Source organism: Caulobacter ginsengisoli (assembly GCF_030814835.1).
GTDB classification, from domain to species: Bacteria; Pseudomonadota; Alphaproteobacteria; order Caulobacterales; family Caulobacteraceae; genus Caulobacter; species Caulobacter ginsengisoli.
In genome coordinates, this window is record NZ_JAUSVS010000002.1 from 286846 (window position 1) to 305849 (window position 19004).

The 19004-nt window shown below is 68.8% G+C and carries 7 protein-coding genes; 5 read left to right on the plus strand and 2 right to left on the minus strand.

What is annotated here, in order from left to right; genetic code table 11:
- Positions 1 to 14 precede the first annotated feature (14 nt).
- Entirely contained in the window at positions 15 to 1049 is a 1035-nt protein-coding gene (locus tag QO010_RS06685) for a hypothetical protein (protein WP_307347589.1), read from the plus strand.
- A gap of 39 nt (positions 1050 to 1088) precedes the next feature.
- Here the strand turns inward: QO010_RS06685 and QO010_RS06690 are convergent, their stop codons facing one another.
- Positions 1089 to 2894, minus strand: coding sequence for a YfbK domain-containing protein (locus tag QO010_RS06690; RefSeq protein WP_307347591.1), 1806 nt, complete (start codon positions 2892 to 2894; stop codon positions 1089 to 1091).
- A gap of 330 nt (positions 2895 to 3224) precedes the next feature.
- On the opposite strand from QO010_RS06690, the gene QO010_RS06695 reads away from it, so the two are divergent.
- Both QO010_RS06695 and QO010_RS06700 read left to right on the plus strand, forming a co-directional pair.
- A complete protein-coding gene (locus QO010_RS06695) occupies positions 3225 to 4898 on the plus strand; it encodes a tetratricopeptide repeat protein (RefSeq protein WP_307347592.1) in 1674 nt (557 codons plus the stop codon).
- Complete coding sequence (locus tag QO010_RS06700) at positions 4898 to 6541, plus strand: right-handed parallel beta-helix repeat-containing protein (protein ID WP_307347593.1); 1644 nt, start codon at positions 4898 to 4900, stop codon at positions 6539 to 6541. Before QO010_RS06695 ends, QO010_RS06700 begins: the two co-directional genes overlap by 1 nt.
- Before the next feature lie 39 nt (positions 6542 to 6580).
- On the opposite strand, the gene QO010_RS06705 is transcribed toward QO010_RS06700, so the two are convergent.
- Positions 6581 to 8239: an amidase gene (locus QO010_RS06705; protein WP_307347594.1), complete on the minus strand. Its 1659-nt coding sequence runs from the start codon at positions 8237 to 8239 to the stop codon at positions 6581 to 6583.
- Positions 8240 to 8367: 128 nt separating this feature from the next.
- On the opposite strand from QO010_RS06705, the gene ettA reads away from it, so the two are divergent.
- Both ettA and QO010_RS06715 read left to right on the plus strand, forming a co-directional pair.
- Positions 8368 to 10035: an energy-dependent translational throttle protein EttA gene (ettA, locus tag QO010_RS06710; RefSeq protein WP_307347595.1), complete on the plus strand. Its 1668-nt coding sequence runs from the start codon at positions 8368 to 8370 to the stop codon at positions 10033 to 10035.
- 88 nt (positions 10036 to 10123) lie between these two features.
- The gene (locus QO010_RS06715; protein WP_307347597.1) at positions 10124 to 18931 is read left to right on the plus strand and encodes a M10 family metallopeptidase C-terminal domain-containing protein; all 8808 of its coding nucleotides are present in this window, start codon (positions 10124 to 10126) and stop codon (positions 18929 to 18931) included.
- Positions 18932 to 19004: the final 73 nt, after the last annotated feature.

The following is a 19004-nucleotide window of genomic DNA, read 5'->3' on the forward strand; positions in this document are numbered from 1 at the left end:
GAGGAGAGACGGCCATGACCACCACCACCCTCGTCGCGCCGCTCGCGGCCCAACAGGCCTCGCCCGGCCCCTTCGGCGGCGATGTCGACCAGATCATGAAGTTCGCCAACATGGCGGGACCGATGCTGCCCGGCCCGGCCGGCCAGGCGCTGGGCATGGTCAACACCCTGATGGACCTGTTTTCGGGCGGTGGGCCCAGCGAGGCCGAGATCATCATCGACGCCGTCCAGCAGGCGGTGAAGGCGGCGGTCAAGGAGCTGGAAGTCTTCATCACCGCCGAGAAGCTCGATGACCTGACCGCCGACATCGACGCCGCCTATCACTGGCTGTCGATCTCGGTCGACCAGGTCCGGGCGGCGGGCGACGAGGCCGAGCAGGTCGCCTACGCCCGCCGCGCGCTAGGGCAGGACCAACTGCCCAGCCACGTCGCCAGGCTGGGCCGCACCCTGGACCGGCTGACCCTGTTCATCACGCCCACGGACAATGTCGGCCTGCTGAAGGCCCAGGCCAGGGCGATCCGGCTGATGGCCCATGGGGCGGCGGCGCTGTTCACCCTGGAGAAGCTGTGGATCCAGTTCGACGCCTTCCTGGCCCAGCGGGGCGGTCCCGACCCGCAAGGCGTCGACCGCAGGGCCGCCGCCCATCAGGACTATGTCCAGTTCCGCCACGACGTCCAAAGTCCGGCCGGCTATGTGCGGGCCTTCCGCACCATGGTCGACCAGGCGGTGGCGACGCGCCGGACCTTCATCGCCTTCGAGGAAATCCACAGCGCCATCATGGTGTTTGCCGGCACGCGCGTGACCGACAACTTCACCGAACAGAGCGACATGATCGACACCCCGATCCAGGACATGATCGAGGCCAGCCAGCATCCCGGGCTTTCGCTTGAGGATGCGGCGGAGCTGCGCAAGCAGGAATACATCGCCGCGGCGATCTCCGGCTTCCGGCGCTACGAGGGGCTGCAGGCGGCCTCCGACCAGATGGCGGCTTACGAGGCGCTGATCCCCGGCTGGGACACGGCGATGGCGGACTGGAAGACAGTGAGCTGACGGTTGGAAACTCCGCCCCCGGCGGGGGCGGAGTTGGCGCTACTCGTTCAGCGGCCGCGCGCCCTTCGCCGCCTTGACCAGTTGCACGAACTGGGCGCGGACGCCGTCGGGGTCGTCGCCGCGGGCGCCCTGGGCCAGGGTTCCGACGCTGTCCCAGCCGAAGGTCTTGTCCAGCCAGGGGTCGCGCCGCAGCATCTGGCCAAACCCGGCCACCGAGGTCGCCCAGCGGGTGGCTTCGGGAGCCTTGTCGACGCTGGCGTAGGCGTCGCTGTCGGTGATGACCCGGGTCATCAGCTTGGACTGGTCGCGGCCCGGCAGTTTGTAGCGCACCTTCAGATAGGCCAGCTCGCCGCCGACCCCGGCCTTGACCGGCTGGCCGTAGCGCAGAGGATCGATGCTGGAGGGGCCGCCGACCGGGGTGATCTCGTAAAGGGCGGTCACCGAGACGTTGGACCCCACCTCGCCGGCGTCGACCTGGTCGTTGTTGAAGTCCTCGCGGTTCAGCATCCGGGTCTCGTAGCCGATCAGTCGGTATTCCTGGACGCGGGCCGGGTTGAACTCGACCTGGATCTTCACGTCGTCGGCGATGGGGAAGACCGAGCCGGAGAAGTCGTCGCGGAACAGCTTGCGGCCCTCCTCCAGGGTGTCGACATAGCCGGCCGTCCCGTTGCCGTTCTGGGCCAGGGCCTGCATCAGCGTGTCGTTGTAGTTGCCGCGCCCGAAGCCGTAGACCGACAGATAGATGCCGGTCTTGCGCTTATCGACCACGAAGTCCTTCAGCTTGGACGGATCGGAGACGCCGACATTGAAGTCGCCGTCGGTGACCAGGATCACCCGGTTGACCGCGCTCTTGTCGAAGTTCTGCTCGGCCAGCGCATAGGCCAGGGCCAGGCCCTGACCGCCGGCCGTCGACCCGCCGGCGTTCAGCGCGCCCAGGGCGCAGCGCATCTTCAGCTTGGAGCGGCCATCGGTCGGTTCCAGCACCGCCCCGGCCGAGCCGGCATAGGCGACCATCGCCACCCGGTCCTGCGGCCGCAGCTGGTCGATGAGGATGTTCATCGCCTTCTTGGCCAGGTCCAGCTTGTCGGGCGACTGCATCGAGCCGGAGGTGTCGATCAGGAACACCAGGTTCAGCGGCGGCTGCTGGGTGCGGGGGATGTCATAGCCCTGCAGGCCGATATGCAGGATCTGCCGGCCCTGGGCCCAGGGCGAGGGGGCAAGCGCGACATAGGCCTTGAAGGGCTCGGACGCGTCGGCCGGCTTGCCGTAGCCGTAGTCGAAATAGTTGAGCAGCTCCTCGACCCGCACGGCGTCGCGCGGCGGGGCCTGGCCGTCGTTCAGGAAGCGGCGGACGTTGGCGTAGCTGGCGGTGTCGACATCGATGGAGAAGGTCGAGACCGGGTCGGTGGCCGCCTGCTTGATCGGGTTGGAGGCGGCGCCGGGGTATTTCTCGGTGTCCGGCTCAGGCGCCATGGACGGCGCGACGGGCGAGGCCGAGGTGTAGGCCGGCTGGGCCCGCTGCGATCCGGTGACGACGAGGCTCTCCACGCTGGTGTCCCCGGCCACAGCTGGCGGTGGAGGCGGCGGTGGAGGCGGAGGGGCGGGCGGTGGCGGAGGCGCGGCCAACCCGACCTTCGGCGTGGGACGATAGCGACTGGGCGCGCCGGTGTTGGGTTCCTCGTCGCGGGCCTGGGCGAAGCCCAGCTTGGCGCAGGCCTCGGCGCTGGGCTGGCCATCCCCGCCGGCCGGCGAGGCGGCCACGGTGGCGACCGGGGACATCGCCACGACCAGGGCGGCGATAGCCGTCATGGTGGTCAGGCCCCGGATGCTGAGCAGTCTGGTCATGCGATTCTCCCCGACGCGATTTGTTGCGACGCTGAAACAGAGAGTGGCGACCCGTGTTAGGCGAAATAGCGGCGGAATCGGCCCACAACGGCGGCGTTGAGCCTCGATCCCATGTTTTGGGGACCCTTATTTTCCCCTGACGGGGGAAAGCTGTTCATTCCCCCGTCAGGTAGAGGATGGAACTGTGGGGTTCGGGGTTCCGTCAGCTTGACAGGACCGCCGCACGGGCAAAAGGTTAACGGTCTGCCGGGGGTATGGCAGGTCGGAGGGGGTCGGATGCAGTTTGAGAGTGACGCCGATACCGGGCCTCCTTCGCCCCAGGCGTTAACCATGTTCGACGAACCGGAAGCGGCCAGGTCGAGGCGTTCGCCGCGCGGTCCGTTGATCCGTGGTCTGTCGATCGCCACCCTCTCGCTGGTGTTCCTGGGCCCGCTGCTGGGCTGCGACAGCGGCCCCGGCCCCAACGGTGGCCCGGGCGGCGTCTTCGCCGGACCGGGGGCCACCTGCCCACGGCCGGCCATCCCGGTCGCCAGCTCACCGCAGTTCAATGTCCAACAGCAGGAAATCCACGCCCTGCGCCGGGCCGGCTTCCGCGGCGACTTCTTCGCCCAGCTCGAACTGGCCCGCCGCTACGAAGGCCAGAAGGTCGCCGACCGCAATCTGGAAGACCCGATCGAATCGGCGGTCTGGTACGCCATGGCCCTGGCCAACGCCTCGGGCTACACGCCGATCGCCGCCTATCAGACCAGCGGCGGCAGCAAGAAGGACGAAGGCCGCTACGACGACTGCCGCCGGGTCGAGCGCCGCAACGCCTATGGCACGCTGGAGCGGCTGCTGGGCCAGATGTCGTCCGAGGAGCAGTCCAAGGTCCGCGACCGGGTGATCTACATCCTGGCCGGGGAAGGCGCCGAGGGCTACCGCACCCTGGCCCGCATCCATGACGGCTTCTTCGGCCCGTTCGGCGAGCCGCCGGACAACAAGGAGGCCAAGCTGGCCCTGGGCCGGCCCGGCTATCCGGCCGCGCCGGCGGTGCTGAACCTGTTCCCGCGCAACGACGTCGACGCCTATCTCTACAACTACCTGGCCGTCCAGACGGGCGATGTCGGGGCCTATGTGATGCTCAAGGACTTCGAGAAGTCCAAGCCCGAGCGCGCCGGCTATTCCCAGTTCGTCGAGGCCAAGGCCAAGCGCTGGACGCCCCCTTACGAGTTCTATCCGCCGGACGCCCCGCCCTCCGGCGTGCCGCATTCCGACGAGACCGACTGGGCCGACGATGTCAGCGACCAGGCCCTGTCGCGGATCGGCGAGCTGCCCTTCCAGCATGTGGCCGAGGCCCTGGCCTATCTGCACATCATTCCCAAGTCGGTCAGCAAGGAGAGCAGCGTCGCGCCCAACGACGTGCAGACCCTGCAGGCCATGCTGGGCCGCGAGACCACCGGCCGGCTGACCCCCATCGAGAAGGTGCGGGCCATCCAGTATGCCGCGGTCAACGGCTCGCCCAAGGCCCAGCTGGTGCTGGCGGTGATGTATTCGGAAGGGGTGGGCGTGCCGCGCGACTACGCCAAGGCCTTCCGCTGGTATTCCGAGGCCGACCGGCAAGGTTCGGCCGAGGCGAAATACGCCATGTCGACCTTCTTCTCGCTGGGCATGGCCGGCATCGCCGACCAGGACAAGGCCCGGGCCGTGGTCTACCAGATCGACGGCGCCCTGGCCGGCTTCAAGCCCTCGGTGACCCGCCTGCAGCAGGTGCTGGCCCAGGTCTCGCGCGGCGGGCGTCCGCGCTATCGCGGAGCCGGCGGCTACGGCTACGGCGGCCCGCAGCAGGGCTATGACTATCCCCCGGCGCCCAGTTCCTATGGCCAGCCGCAACAGGGGCCGCCGGCCGACTATGGCCAGGCTCCGCAATCCGGCGAGGGATCCGACGAAGGGTCCGCCGCCGGCGACACGTCCCGGTCGGCCGATCCGCCCCGGGACTCCAGTACAGGTGAGAGAGGTTACCGCTGATGCGACCCGCCATCCGATTGACCCTGGCGGCCGGCGCGGCACTCGGCGTTCTCGTCGTCGCCATGACGGCCGACGCCTATCCCGACGCCCAGATCGACCAGCAGATCCGTCCCAATTTCGGCGGGCTGATCACCCCGCCGCTCAAGCCGCGCAAGCGTCCCGACCGCTGGCGGCCAGGCGCCTACAAGTGGGGCCGGGCACCGGCCGGCTACGGGCCCTACAACTGCGATCCCGGCTATGGACAGCAAGGCGGTGGCTATGGCCAGCCGCAGCAGGGCGGCTACGGGCAACAGCCGCAGCAGGGCGGCTACGGCCAGACCCAGCAGGGCGGTTATGGCCAGCCTCAGCAGGGCGGCTACGGTCAGCAGGACCCCTACGGCCAGCCCGACGCCTGCGCCCAAGGCGGCTATGGCCAACAGCCCGCCTATGGCCAGCCCGCCTATGGCCAGCCCGGCTATGGCCAGGGCGGCGGCTACTACTACATCCGCAACCTGCCCAGCATCACCGTTGACTGTGGCGACCCCAAGCTGGGCCCGACCCCGGTCTCCGACGCCCTGAACCGCGTCATCGATAACGGCGTGGTCTATGTCCGGGCCGGTTCGGTCTGCAAGGAGACCATCAACGTCACCCACCCGGTGGTGATCGCCGGCGAGGGGGTTTCGGCCTTCTCGACCTCGACCGACACCGCGGCGGCCAGCTTCCAGCCCACGGGCGGCATGCCCTGCGTGCGGGTCGCGCCCGGCGTCCATGGCGTCGAGCTGCGGGACCTGGATTTCTCGGTCAAAGCCGGCTCGCGCACCGCCTGCATCGAGGCGTGGGACTCTGACGTGGCCCTGGTCCGCACCCAGGTCACCTACTGGGGCGACAGCTCGGCGGTCTATATCAACGGCGGCAAGCTGATCGTCCGCGACAGCAATATCGACGGCCACACCTGGGACGCCACGGTGGTGGGCGAGGGCGCGGTCATCGACATCGCCCGCACCCGCATCACCGGCGAGGCCGCCGGCCTCGACATCACCCCCGGCACCGGCGAAAGCAAGCTGGAGCAGGTCGGCATCCTGGCCCGCGGCGTCAACGATCCGGGCGATGTCGGCATCCTGGCCCGCGGCCTGCGCAGCGGCAGCGGCACGCTGCTGGTCAAGAACTCGGTGATCTGCGGCTTCCGGTCGGGCCTGCACGCCGAGCGCGGGGCCAATGTCACCCTGACCCGCAGCCGCATCTGCCGGGCCGTGCGCGGCGTGGTCTCCGACGGCGGCGATGTCACGGTGTCGGAATCGGCGGTGGCCGGGACCGATACGGGCTTCGTGATCGGCGGCGGCCGGGCCAGCATCATCCGGAACCGCATCTACGACTTCCAGCGCGAGGCGATCTACGTCGAGCCGGGCAGCAACGTCGATATCCAGTTCAACTGGGCCTATTCGGCGATGGACTGCTGGCGGCGCAGCTGGGATCCGGGCGTCTACTGCCTGGCCAGCCGCCAGCTGCCGCCGGCCGTGCGCGACGAGCGCGACTTCGGGACCTACCGCCGCGACTGGGAAGGCGACGGCTACGACCGTGGCTACATGCGCGACGGCGAGCCCAAGGCCCTGCCGCCGGCAGCGCCGCCAGCCGCGCCGAAGAAGCGCTGGGGGCGCAAGAGCTAGGCTTTCTGGAACCCTTCCTCCATCGAGGAGGAAGGGAGCTTATTCAGAAATGGTCGCCAGGAACGAGGGCATCCGCCGCGCGTGGGTCGCCTGCTCGAATGCATAGCCATAGGCCAGCAGCCGCGCCTCACTCCAGGCCGCGCCGACAAAGCTCAGCCCCACCGGCAGCCCGCGCACAGACCCCATCGGCACGGTCAGGTGCGGATAGCCCGCCACCGCCGCCGCCCCGCCGGCGCCGCCGCCGACGAAGCGGTCGCCCAGCACCGGGTCGATCAGCCAGGCCGGCCCTAGCGTCGGGGCGACCAGGGCGTCGAGCTTGTCGGCCTTGAGGAGGGCGTCGATCCCCTCCGGCCCGGCCAGCCGTTTGGCCTCGTCGCGGGCCTTGATATAGTCGGGGTCGGTCAGGCCCTTGGTCGCCTGCGCCTTCTCGAACAGCTCCTGGCCGAACAGCGGCATCTCCTTGTCGGCGTTGGCCTTGTTGAAGGCGATGACGTCGGCCAGGGTCCGGGTCTTGACCTTCAGCGGATCGGTCGAGGCCAGATAGCTGTTGAGGTCCGCCTTCAGCTCGGTCAGCAGCACGATCAGCTCATCGCCGCCGATCTTGTCGCGATTGGGAAATTCCTTGACCTCGACCAGGGTGGCGCCCTGGGCCTTGAGCACCGCCAGGGCCTTCTCGAACTCAGCGTCGGTCCCCGGATGGAAGCCGGCCGCATAGCGCATCACCCCAATCCGCACCCCCTTCAGGGCGTCGGGCTTCAGCCCCGCCGTATAGTCCACCTTCCTGGCGTCGGCCTCCTTGGTCGCCGCATCGGCCGGATCGCTGCCGGCCATGGCGTTGAGCATCAGCGCCGCGTCCCGCACGGTTCGGGTCATCGGCCCGGGCGTGTCCTGGCTATGGCTGATCGGCACGATATAGGTCCGTGACAGCAGCCCCACCGTGGGCTTGAGCCCCACGATCCCGTTGATCGCCGCCGGACAGGTGATCGAGCCATCCGTCTCGGTCCCGATCGCCGCCCAGGCCAGCCCCGCCGCCACCGCCGCCCCCGACCCCGAGGACGAGCCGCAAGTATTGCGGTCCAGCGCATAGGGATTGCGCGTCTGGCCGCCGGTGGCGCTCCAGCCGCTGATCGAGTTATCCGAGCGGATATTGGCCCATTCCGACAGATTGGCCTTGCCCAGGATCACCACCCCGCCGGCCCGCAGCCGCGCAATGATCGGGGCGTCGCGGCCGGTGATGTTGTCCTTCAACGCCAGCGACCCGGCGGTGGTCGCCATGGCGTCCTTGGTCTCGATGTTGTCCTTGACCAGGATCGGCAGACCGTCGAGCGGGCCCAGCGGCGCGCCGGCCCTGTAGCGCAGGTCGGATTCATGCGCCTGCGCCATGGCCAGGTTGTTCAGCGCGATGATGCTGCGCAGCGACTGCCCGGCCGGCGCCCCCGCCTTCATCGCATCGGCGGCCTTTTGCTCGGCGGGTGTCAGCTCCTCGCGCGGCCGGTCCAACGAGAAGATCCGCTGGAAATAGGCCATGGTGATCCGCTTGGACGAGAGGTTGCCGGTGTCCAGCCCGTCCCGCAGCTCAACTTGGCTGGCGTTGCCGACAACATCCTCGGCCTTGGGCGGGGATTGCATCGCGGCGACTCCCGAAGTGGCGGCCAGCGCCAGGGCGGCGGCGGTGGATAGAGCGGCGGCTTTGCGCATGATTTTTGGCTCCCCGAACGACGGCCGCCATGCTTCCGCCGAAGGCCGCGACTTGGCAAGGCGCCGCCTGATCGCTACACCCCCGCCCAACCCCGACACACCCGACGAACAAGCGAGCTCGCCTCCCCATGGCCGCACAGTACATCTTCCAAATGCAGGGCCTGACCAAGGCCTATCCCGGCGGCAAGAAGGTGTTCGAGAACATCTGGCTGTCCTTCTACCCCGACGCCAAGATCGGCGTGGTCGGGGTGAACGGCTCGGGTAAGTCGACGCTGCTGAAGATCATGGCCGGCATCGACACCGAGTTCGGCGGCGAGGCCAAGGCGGCCGATGGGGTCAAGCGCGGCTATCTGGAGCAGGAGCCGCACCTGGACGACAGCAAGACCGTCTGGGAAAACGTCATCGCCTGGTGCGAGGAAAAGACCATCTTCGACCGCTTCAACGCCGTCGCCGCCGAGATGGGCGAGAACTATACCGACGAGCTGATGGAGGAGATGACCGCCCTCCAGGAGAAGATCGACGCGGGCGACCTCTGGGACATCGACAGCCGCATCGAGATGGCCATGGACGCCCTGCGCTGTCCGCCCAACGACAGCGGCGTGACCAAGCTTTCCGGCGGTGAAAAGCGCCGGGTGGCGCTGGCCCGGCTGCTGCTGTCCAAGCCCGACATGCTGCTGCTGGACGAGCCGACCAACCACCTGGACGCCGAGAGCGTCGCCTGGCTGCAGCACCACCTGGAGGCCTTCCCGGGCTGCGTCATCCTGGTCACCCACGACCGCTACTTCCTGGACCAGGTGACCAAGTGGACCCTGGAACTGGACCGCGGCAAGGGCATCCCCTTCGAGGGCAACTACAGCGGCTGGCTGGAGCAGAAGCAGAAGCGCGTCGTCCAGGAGAAGTCGGAATCCGAGGCCCGCCAGCGCGCCCTGACCCGCGAACTGGAATGGGTGAGGTCCGGCGCGAAAGCGCGGCAGGCCAAGTCCAAGGCGCGCCTCGCGGCCTATGACGAGATGGTCCGCGAACAGGAGATGGCCACCAAGGACCAGACCTACGCCGTCATTCAGATCCCGCCCGGCCCGCGCCTGGGCAATGTGGTGCTCGAGGTCAACGGCCTGGAGAAGGAATACGGCGACAAGGTCCTGTTCAAGGACCTGACCTTCAAGCTGCCGCCCAACGGCATCGTGGGCGTCATCGGGCCGAACGGGGCCGGCAAGTCGACCCTGTTCAAGCTGATCACCGGCCAGGAAACGCCCGACGCCGGCACGATCAAGGTCGGGGAGACGGTCAAGCTGGCCTATGTCGACCAGAGCCGCGATGACCTGAAACCCAACGACACCGTCTGGCAGGCGATCAGCGGCGGCACCGACGTGATGATGGTCGGCAAGCGCGAGATCAACAGCCGCGCTTATGTCGGCAGCTTCAACTTCAAGGGCGGCGACCAGCAGAAGAAGGTCGGCTTGCTGTCAGGGGGTGAGCGCAACCGCGTCCACCTGGCCAAGACCCTGGCGACGGGCGGCAACCTGATCCTGCTCGACGAGCCGACCAACGACCTGGACATCGAGACCCTGCAGAACCTGGAAGAGGCGCTGGAAGACTTCGCCGGCTGCGCCGTGGTCATCAGCCACGACCGCTGGTTCCTGGACCGCCTGGCCACCCACATCCTGGCCTTCGAAGGCGACAGCCATGTGGAATGGTTCGAGGGGAATTTCGAGATGTACGAGGAAGACAAGAAGCGGCGGCTGGGGGTGGACAGCCTGATCCCGCACAGGATCAAGTTCCAGAAGTTCGCGCGGTAGAGGGCTTCTCCCCTCAAAGAGCTTCCTCTACTCTGTCCCCCCGTCGGGGGGTGGTGGACAGTGCGTCCTCCACCGGGGGGATAGTTTGATGACGATCGCGGTCAGCACCATCGGTCTTGTCGCCGGGGCGCGGGATTTTGACCTGCTCGCGGATGGGCCGGCGGTCGCCGAATCGGTGCGTCGCTACTCCGGCGCGGTGGGCCTGGGCGGTCGTGATGTCCGGCCCCAGGACTACCTGACCACGACCGCCGCCTTCGGGTTGGCGATCCCCCTCTCGACGCTCAAGTCCTCGGCTACGACGGCCGTCACGCGGACCCAGCTGGGCACGGCCGGCGGCGACCGGCTGAGCGGGACCGATGAAGCCAACGACAAACTGGTCGGCTTCGGCGGCGAAGACGCGCTGTGGGGGTACGGAGGCGACGACATCCTGGAGGGCGGCAGCGCCAACGACAAGCTGGACGGCGCTGGGGGCAACGACACCATCTGGGGCGGCCTGGGCAGCGACGAACTGTACGGCGGATCCGGCGCCGACACCTTCATCTACGTCAAAGGCGACGGCACCGACGGGATCATGGACTTCAGGCCCGGCGAAGGCGATGTCATCAAGCTCTACGGCATCACCGACGCCACGCCCTATACCCTGGTCGCCAACAGCCCGACCGATACGGTCATCAAGTTCTCGGACGGCTCGGCCATCGTCCTTACCGGCGTCACCCTAGCGCAGCTCAACGCCGCGCCGGGGGCCATCAAGGTCGAAACGGGCCCCGCCCCCATCCCCACGCCGGTTCCTCACGGGACCTCGATCGCCGTGACGACGACCCGGACCATCGCCACCAAGGAGGTCCTGACCTTCGACCAGGGCGGCGGTATCTCGATCGAGGTCAACTGGCCGGCCCCGCCGCCGTCGCTGTTCAACAAGGGCGCGATCCTGGTGACAGGGCCGGACCTTGTCTACGGCATCGGCTGGCACCAGCCGGGTGACTACACCGGCGCCGCCTTCGTCAACGAAGAGACCGGGCTGGTCGTGGTCAGCGCCCCTAAGGAGGGAACCGTGTTGGACCCCGGGGGCATGGCCTGGGGCCTGTCCGGCGCGGGGGGTGCGGGGAATTTCATCAACCGCGGTGAATTCGACGTCTTCGGTTGGTACCGCGCCCAGGCGCTCGACATGTACGGCGCCAGCATCTCCTTCCTCAACACCGGCCTGATGGTCGTCCAGTCCTATGGTTTTGCGTACGGGGTCGGCTCGGGCATCACCAGCTTCGTCAACAGCGGGACCATCGACGTGGCCGGCGGCCTCAACGCCATCGCCATCACCCTGACCGGCGCCGCGACGTTTGAAAACTCCGGCGTGATCCGGGCTACCTCCTATTCCGACTATTCCAGCATCGCCGTCCTGCAAACCTGGGACTCCCCCTTCACCGGGGTCTACGTGAACTCCGGCCTGATCGAGGGCGACTACGCCTTCTATGTCCTGCGTAATCCTGACGACCGCAGTCCCGAGACGGTTGAGATCATCCAGAACACCGGCCAGATCCACGGCGCGCTGGACCTGGCCTGGGGCGACGACGTCGTCATTAACGCCGGCGAAATGACCGGCCAGAGCTTCCTGGCCGAGGGCGACGACTTCTATGACGGCCAGAAGGGCACGCACCTGGGCCAGGTGGTCGGCGGAGTCGGCAATGACATCCTGCTGGGCGGCGCCGGCGGCGAGACGATGTATGGCGAGCTGGATTCCGACATCCTGCTCGGCGGCGGGGGCGACGACACCCTGGACGGCGGGCCGGGCTCAGACCTGCTCGACGGCGGCGCGGGCTACGATACCCTGTCCTACCTGTCGGCCGACGGCCGGGTCGTTGTCGATCTGGCCAACGAGACCGCCTACTACGCGGGCGTCGACCGCATCCGCAGCTTCGAGCATGTCCTGGGATCGCGGTTCGGCGATACCCTGCTAGGCTCGGCCGTGGCTGAAGCCCTGGAAGGCAATGCCGGCGACGACATCATCTCCGGCGGCGGCGGCGCGGACGTCCTGTTCGGCGACGCCGGCGCCGACCAGCTGACCGGTGGCGCGGGCGATGACCGCTTCGTCTTTACCGCCGGCGATGGCGCCGATGTCGTTACCGATTTCCAGGCCGGCGGAGCGGAAGACCGGCTGCTCATCTATGGCTATGCCGCCTATCAGAGCCTGGTCCAGGAAGGCGCAGACACCCGCGTGGTGCTCTCGGCGACGGACAGCATCCTGTTGCGCAATGTCCAGGCGGGGGCCCTGACCAGCGCCGACTTCCAGCTCTCGGCGACGCCGCTGGAGGCGGCCCCCGATCCGACCGGCGCCCATCACGCCCAGTCCGTCAGCTTCGACTGGCAGGTCTATGCCGGCGAGACGGTGGAGTTCGGCAACAGCACAGGCTTCGTGCTTGAGGCCAACCTGTCGTCCAGGACCACCTCGCTGATCAACGGCGGCGTTATCCGGGTGGCGGGGGACGGCGGCAACTCGCCCTTCCCTGTGGTCACCGGCATCACCACCCGGACGAACGGCGAGTGGCCCCATACCGGCACCTTCATCTACAATCAGGCCTCCGGCGTGATCGACGTCGTCTCGACCAGCGAGGCGGGGGCCAGGGGCTTCGTCAGCTGGACGTTTGCGCCGGATCTCTACAACGCCGGCCTGTTCCGGGTGTTCTCCTCGCTGGCCGCCTACGGTTTCCGGGCGGATGCGCCGGTCCAGATCGTCAACACCGGCGAGATGAACGTCACCGGGGTTGCGACCGCCCAAGCCTATGTGATGATGAACGGCGGCAGCTTCTGGAACAGCGGCCTGATCAGCGCCAACGCCAGCCTTGATCAGGCGGCGGTCCCGTTCGGCCAGAGCATCGGGCTGGAAGTCTATGGCGCCCACTTTACGTTCGTGAACAGCGGCACGATCAGGGCGGTCGACTATTCGGCGGCCCGGGACAGCTACGGCGTCATCTTCGCCATCGACTCGTCGGTGAACTTCTTCAATTCCGGGCTGATCGAAGCCGACGTCGCCATCTGCGAAAACCCGTTCAGCAGCCACCCCGATACGACGACCGAGATCATCTACAATTCGGGCGAACTGCGCGGCCGGGTGTCGCTCAACCATGGCCAGGACCAGATCTTCAACACCGGCAAGATCACCGGGGCGGTGGATCTGGGCGGCTGGGCCGACATCTATGACGGCCGGCTCGGGACCGAGCTGGGCGGCGTTTCGGGCGGCGAAGGCGCCGACGTGCTGTTGGCCGGCGCGGGATCCGACCGACTTGATGGCGGCGACGGCGACGACGTGCTGAGCGGTGGGATCGGGGCCGACACCCTGACCGGCGGCCAGGGCAATGACAGCTTCCGCTTCGAAGTCGGATCGGGCGCCGACGTCATCACCGACTTCGCCGCCGGCGGCGTTGACGACGTCATCGTTGTGGTGGGCTATTCCGGCTACCAGTCAGTGACCCAGCAGGGCGCCGACACCCTGGTGCGCTTCTCGGCGACCGACACTCTGCTGCTGACGGGCGTGCAGGCTTCGGCCCTGACAGCGGCCGACTTCCAGTTCTCGGCGCCGGCCCTGGCGGCCCCAACGCCGCTGCCGGCCGCGCCGGCTCTGCCGGCCATGCCCACCCTGCCGAACGCGGCGCCGCCGGCCTATCCCCTGATCGGGACCGACGCCGCCGAATCCCTGCGCGGGACCGCGGCGGGCGAGGTGATGGTCGGCGGCGGCGGCGCCGACTGGCTGTTCGGTGGGGGCGGCAATGACTCAGAGCGTGGCGGAGCCGGGGCGGACAAGTTCATCTACTCGGCCAGCGACGGCGCCGACCAGATCTACGATCTGAGCCTCAAGGACGGGGACGAGATCTGGCTCAACGGCTATTCCAGCTATGGAATCGACCGCGACGGCGATCAGCTTGTCATCCTGCTGGCGGACGGCGGGTCCATCAAGATCAACGACGTCGGTGTGGCCGCGCTCGCGACCATCATCCACTATGGCCTGCCGTCGGGGACGGCGCCGGCCAACCTGCCCGTCCCCACGGGCTTCTCGCCGCCGCCGCCCGCGCCGTCGCCGCCGGGCAACCCGCCGCTATTGCCTACCCCGGTCATACCCCCGCGGACCCCGGCCGGGGCCATCACGGGCAGCGACAACGACGACACGCTGACCGGAACCGCGGCGGCGGACTTCCTGGACGGCAAGTTCGGAAACGATAGCCTGAGCGGCCTGGCAGGGGACGACTTCCTCAACGGCGGATGGGGCAACGACTTCCTGGCCGGGGGAGCGGGCAACGACACCTTCTGGGGCTGGTTCGGCTATGACACCGCCGACTTCACCAATGCGGCGGGGGCGATCTCCGTCGACCTGAGGATCACCTCCGCCCAGAACACCGGCGAGGGTCTCGACACCCTTGTCGGCATCGAGTCGATCCGGGGCAGCCAGTTTGGCGACACCCTGATCGGCGACGCCGGCGGCAACAACATCCTGGGCGGCTTGGGCGCCGACTTCCTGTACGGCGGCGACGGCGACGATGCGATGGACGCCGGCGCGCTCAACGGCGCCGACATCAGCACCAACCGGCTCGAGGGCGGGGCCGGCGACGATTCCCTGAGCGGCGCGCAGGGGGTCGATATTCTGGTCGGCGGAACCGGCAACGATCACCTGTGGGGGGGCCAGGCCGCCGACGTCTTCGTCTTCGCAGCCGGAGACGGCGCCGACACGATCTTCGACTTTGATGTCACCAAGGACCGGATCGATATCTCCTCGATTGGCAGCTATCTGTCGATCACGGCAGTGAACGCCGACACGGTTATCAAGCTGGCGGGCGGTGGCAGCATCACGCTGCAGAACATCGCGCCGGGTCAGCTCACCGACGCCAACTTCTTCTACACCCCGTCGCCGCCGCCTCCGCCGCCGCCCCCGCCGCCGCCCCCGCCGCCGCCGCCGCCTCCGCCGCTCCCCATCACATACCTGGACGGCACCAGCGGTGATGACGTGCTGGTGGGCGCCGCCGGCCGTGACCAGATAGACGGTCTCGCGGGCAACGATACGATCAGCGGCCTGGGCGGCGACGACATCATCCAGGGCGGCGCCGGCGACGACTTCATCCAGGGCGGCGCCGGCTCCGACCAACTCGACGGCGGCGAGGGCGTGAACACCGTGTCCTACGTCGACAACCCTCGAGGGGTCGTCATCAACATGAGTTCCGCCGTCACCGGCGAGAACGAAGTCGACAGCATCGTCCGCTTTGCCAACATCGTCGGGTCAGCGTTCGGCGACAACATTCTGATCGCACGTCATTTCGGCCTCGTCGGCACGATAGTCGGCGGCCTGGGGGCCGACACCCTCACCGGCACCTATGACGACGACATCATCTATGGCGGCAACCTGCCCGGCGGCGAGCTGGACCTGTCGGCCAATTATCTGGATGGCGCCGAAGGCTACAACATCCTGTTCGGGGCGGGCGGCAAGGACACGCTGGTCAACGGCGCGGTGATGACGGGGGGCGGAGATGCCGACCTGTTTATCCTGCGGTACGGCAGCAAGGGGACAGTCACCGACTTCACCCCCGACGTCGACAAGCTCAGCCTACCCAACGCCCAATTCTATCTGCTGCTCGACCAGGATGGCGCCGACACCATCATCACCGTCGACATGCAGACGCGAATTCGCCTGCAGAACATCGCTCCGTCACAGTTGCTGGCGGGCGATATCCAATACGATTCCATCAGCACCGTGCGCAGCGGGACCGCCGACGCCGATCACCTGACCGGCAGCGCCGGCGCCAACGACCGCATGCGTGGCCTGGCCGGCGACGACGTGATTTCCGGGCTGGCCGGCGACGACATTCTCGATGGCGGCGCAGGCAACGACGCTATCGACGGTGGGGACGGCTTCGATATCGCCGACTACAGCTCGGCGACCGCGGGGGTTACCGTCGACCTGGGGCTGAGCGGCGCGCAAAACACCGGCGGCGGGGGAACCGACACCCTGGCCTCCGTGGAGGCGGCGATCGGTTCGGCCTTCGCCGACACCCTCAAGGCTGGAAACGCGGCCTCCAACCTGTATGGCGGATCGGGCGACGACCATCTGATCGGCAGCGGCCAGTTCGACGCCCTCAACGGGGGATCGGGCGCCGATCTGCTGGAAGCGTTCGGCGGCGACGACTATGTCGACGGCGGCGCCGGCAACGACGTCGTCCTGGGCGGCCAGGGCAACGACAATCTGCGCGGCTACGAGGGCGATGACCTGATCGTCGGGGGCGCTGGTCGGGACGCGATGGACGGAGGGGCGGGGATCGACACCGCCTCCTATCGCGACGCCACGGCGGCCGTGACGCTGGATTTCAGCACCGACACCTTCCGGGGCACGACGACCGGCGACGCGGCCAGTGACGAATTCACCAGCATAGAGCGGTTCGAGCTCTCGGACTTCGACGACCGTTTCATCGGGTCGGCATCCAACGACTGGGTCAAGGGCGGCAAGGGCAATGACACCCTGACCGGCGGGGCCGGGGCCGACACCTTCGTCTTCACACCCGGCGACGGTGCCGACACCATCACCGACTTCCAGATCGGAACCGACCATATCGATGCCTCGACCTTCGGGTCGGTGCAGTCGGTGGCCCAGTCGGGGGCCAACACTCTGGTGACCTTCTCGGCCGGCAACACGGTGACCCTGACCGGGCTGCAGGCCTCGACCGTTACCAGCGCCAGCTTCATCCTGAGTTCGCCGCCCAGCCCGCCACCGGTGAGCCCGCCGCCCCCGAGCCCGCCGCCGGCCCCACCGCCCAGCCCGCCTCCTTCGCCGCCTCCGGTGTCGCCGCCCCCAGGCCCACCGCCCGTGAGCCCACCGCCGAGCCCGCCGCCCGTCTCACCGCCGCCCGCCTCACCCTATGACCACACCCTGGTGGGCACGGTGGCTGGCAACACCTTGACCGGCGATGGCGGCAAGGACCTGATCCAGGGTCTGGCCGGTAACGACACGCTGTCGGGTCTGGGCGGTAACGACCGCCTCGAAGGCGGCGACGGGTCCGACAAGCTGCTCGGTGGCGATGGCGACGACGTCATCGTCGGCGGGGCCGGCACGGACACGCTGACCGGCGGGGCCGGGATCGACACCTTCGTGTTCACCGCCGGCGACGGCGCCAACACCATCAGCGACTTCGTGGTCGGTCAGGACCTGATCGATGTCTCCGCCTTCGGGGGTTATGCCTCGATCAGCGCCCTGGCGGGCGGGGCCAAGGTGACCTTCGCCGATGGCGGCTATGTCACCCTCACCGGCGTCACCGCCCTCAGCCTGACCGCCGCCAGCTTCATCACCAGCGCCAGCCCTCCGCCCGCGCCACCGCCGAGCCCACCGCCGGTGTCGCCGCCCCCGGCGCCGCCGCCTTCGCCGCCGCCCGTGAGTCCGCCGCCCGCGCCACCCCCCAGCCCGCCGCCGGTAAGCCCGCCGCCGGCGCCGCCCCCGAGTCCGCCGCCTTCGCCGCCCCCGAGTCCGCCGCCCTCACCGCCGCCCTCACCGCCGCCGTCACCGCCGCCCTCACCGCCACCGGTGAGCCCGCCGCCGCCTCCGACCTGGGATCACACCCTGGTCGGCACGACGGCCGGCAACACCCTGAACGGCGACGCTGGCAAGGACCTGATCCAGGGCCTGGCCGGCAACGACACCCTGTCGGGCCTGGGCGGCAACGACCGCCTCGAAGGCGGCGACGGTAGCGACAAGCTGCTGGGCGGGGACGGCGATGACGTCCTGGTCGGCGGAGCCGGCACCGACACCCTGACCGGTGGCGCGGGCGCCGATGTCTTCGTCGTCGGCCTGGTCGACGGGGCCAACACGGTCACCGACTTCGCGGTCGGTCAAGACAAGCTGGATGTGTCCGCTTTCGGCGGCTACGCCTCGATCGTACAGCAGGTCGCCGGCGCCAAGGTGCTGATGGCCGACGGCAGCTATGTACTGCTGAGCGGCGTCGCCGCGTCCAGCCTGACAGCGGCCAGCTTCATCACCGGCGCCAGTCCGCCGCCGGCGCCGCCGCCCAGTCCTCCGCCGGCGCCGCCTCCTTCGCCGCCGCCGGTGAGTCCGCCGCCTGCGCCGCCGCCCAGTCCTCCGCCGAGCCCGCCGCCGAGCCCGCCGCCGTCACCACCTCCGGCGCCGCCGCCATCACCCCCGCCGAGCCCGCCTCCGGCTCCGCCGCCGAGCCCGCCGCCGTCTCCGCCCCCGCCGTCGGCGACCTGGGATCACACCCTCGTGGGCACCGCCGCCGGCAACACCCTGACCGGCGACGCCGGCCGGGACCTGATCCAGGGCCTGGACGGCAACGACACGCTCAACGGCCTGGGCGGCAACGACCGGCTCGAGGGCGGGGTCGGTTCCGACAAGCTGCTGGGCGGGGACGGCGATGACGTCCTGGTCGGCGGGGTCGGCACCGACACCATGACCGGTGGGGCCGGGCACGACATCTTCGTGTTCAGCGCCGGCGACGGGGCCAACACCATCACCGACTTCGTGGTCGGCGAGGACAGGCTCGATGTCTCGGCCTTCGGGGGCTACGCCTCGATCGCCGCCACCGCCGGCGGGGCCAAGGTGATGCTGTCCGACGGCAGCTACGTGACCCTGGCCGGGGTCACCGCCCTCAGCCTGACCGCCGCCAGCTTCATCACCAGCCCGCCCGCCGCGCCGGCGACCATGCCGGCCGAGCCGCCCAAGGCTCAGCCGGCAGCGGCCCCGTCAGCCGACACGGCCGCCAAGCTGGCCCTGCTGGTTCATGCCTGGTCGGTCGATGGCGAGGCCCGGGCGGAGACGGTCTGGAGCCAGCTGCATGCCGACAGGCCGGCCGCCATGCCCAGCCTGCCCACCGGTCTGCCGGATGTTCTGGCCAATCACGGAGACTGGATCATCAGCTAGCGACGGGCTTCGAACATTGTTCGGCGGGGGTGGGATGAAATGCCGCACCCCCGTCGTTGACCCTTCCAGACAA

Coding starts and splice junctions, on each gene's coding strand:
- QO010_RS06685 (WP_307347589.1), top strand. CDS start 15: ATGACCACCACCACCCTCGTCGCGCCGCTCGCGGCCCAACAGGCCTCG.
- QO010_RS06690 (WP_307347591.1), bottom strand. CDS start 2,894: ATGACCAGACTGCTCAGCATCCGGGGCCTGACCACCATGACGGCTATC.
- QO010_RS06695 (WP_307347592.1), top strand. CDS start 3,225: ATGTTCGACGAACCGGAAGCGGCCAGGTCGAGGCGTTCGCCGCGCGGT.
- QO010_RS06700 (WP_307347593.1), top strand. CDS start 4,898: ATGCGACCCGCCATCCGATTGACCCTGGCGGCCGGCGCGGCACTCGGC.
- QO010_RS06705 (WP_307347594.1), bottom strand. CDS start 8,239: ATGCGCAAAGCCGCCGCTCTATCCACCGCCGCCGCCCTGGCGCTGGCC.
- ettA (WP_307347595.1), top strand. CDS start 8,368: ATGGCCGCACAGTACATCTTCCAAATGCAGGGCCTGACCAAGGCCTAT.
- QO010_RS06715 (WP_307347597.1), top strand. CDS start 10,124: ATGACGATCGCGGTCAGCACCATCGGTCTTGTCGCCGGGGCGCGGGAT.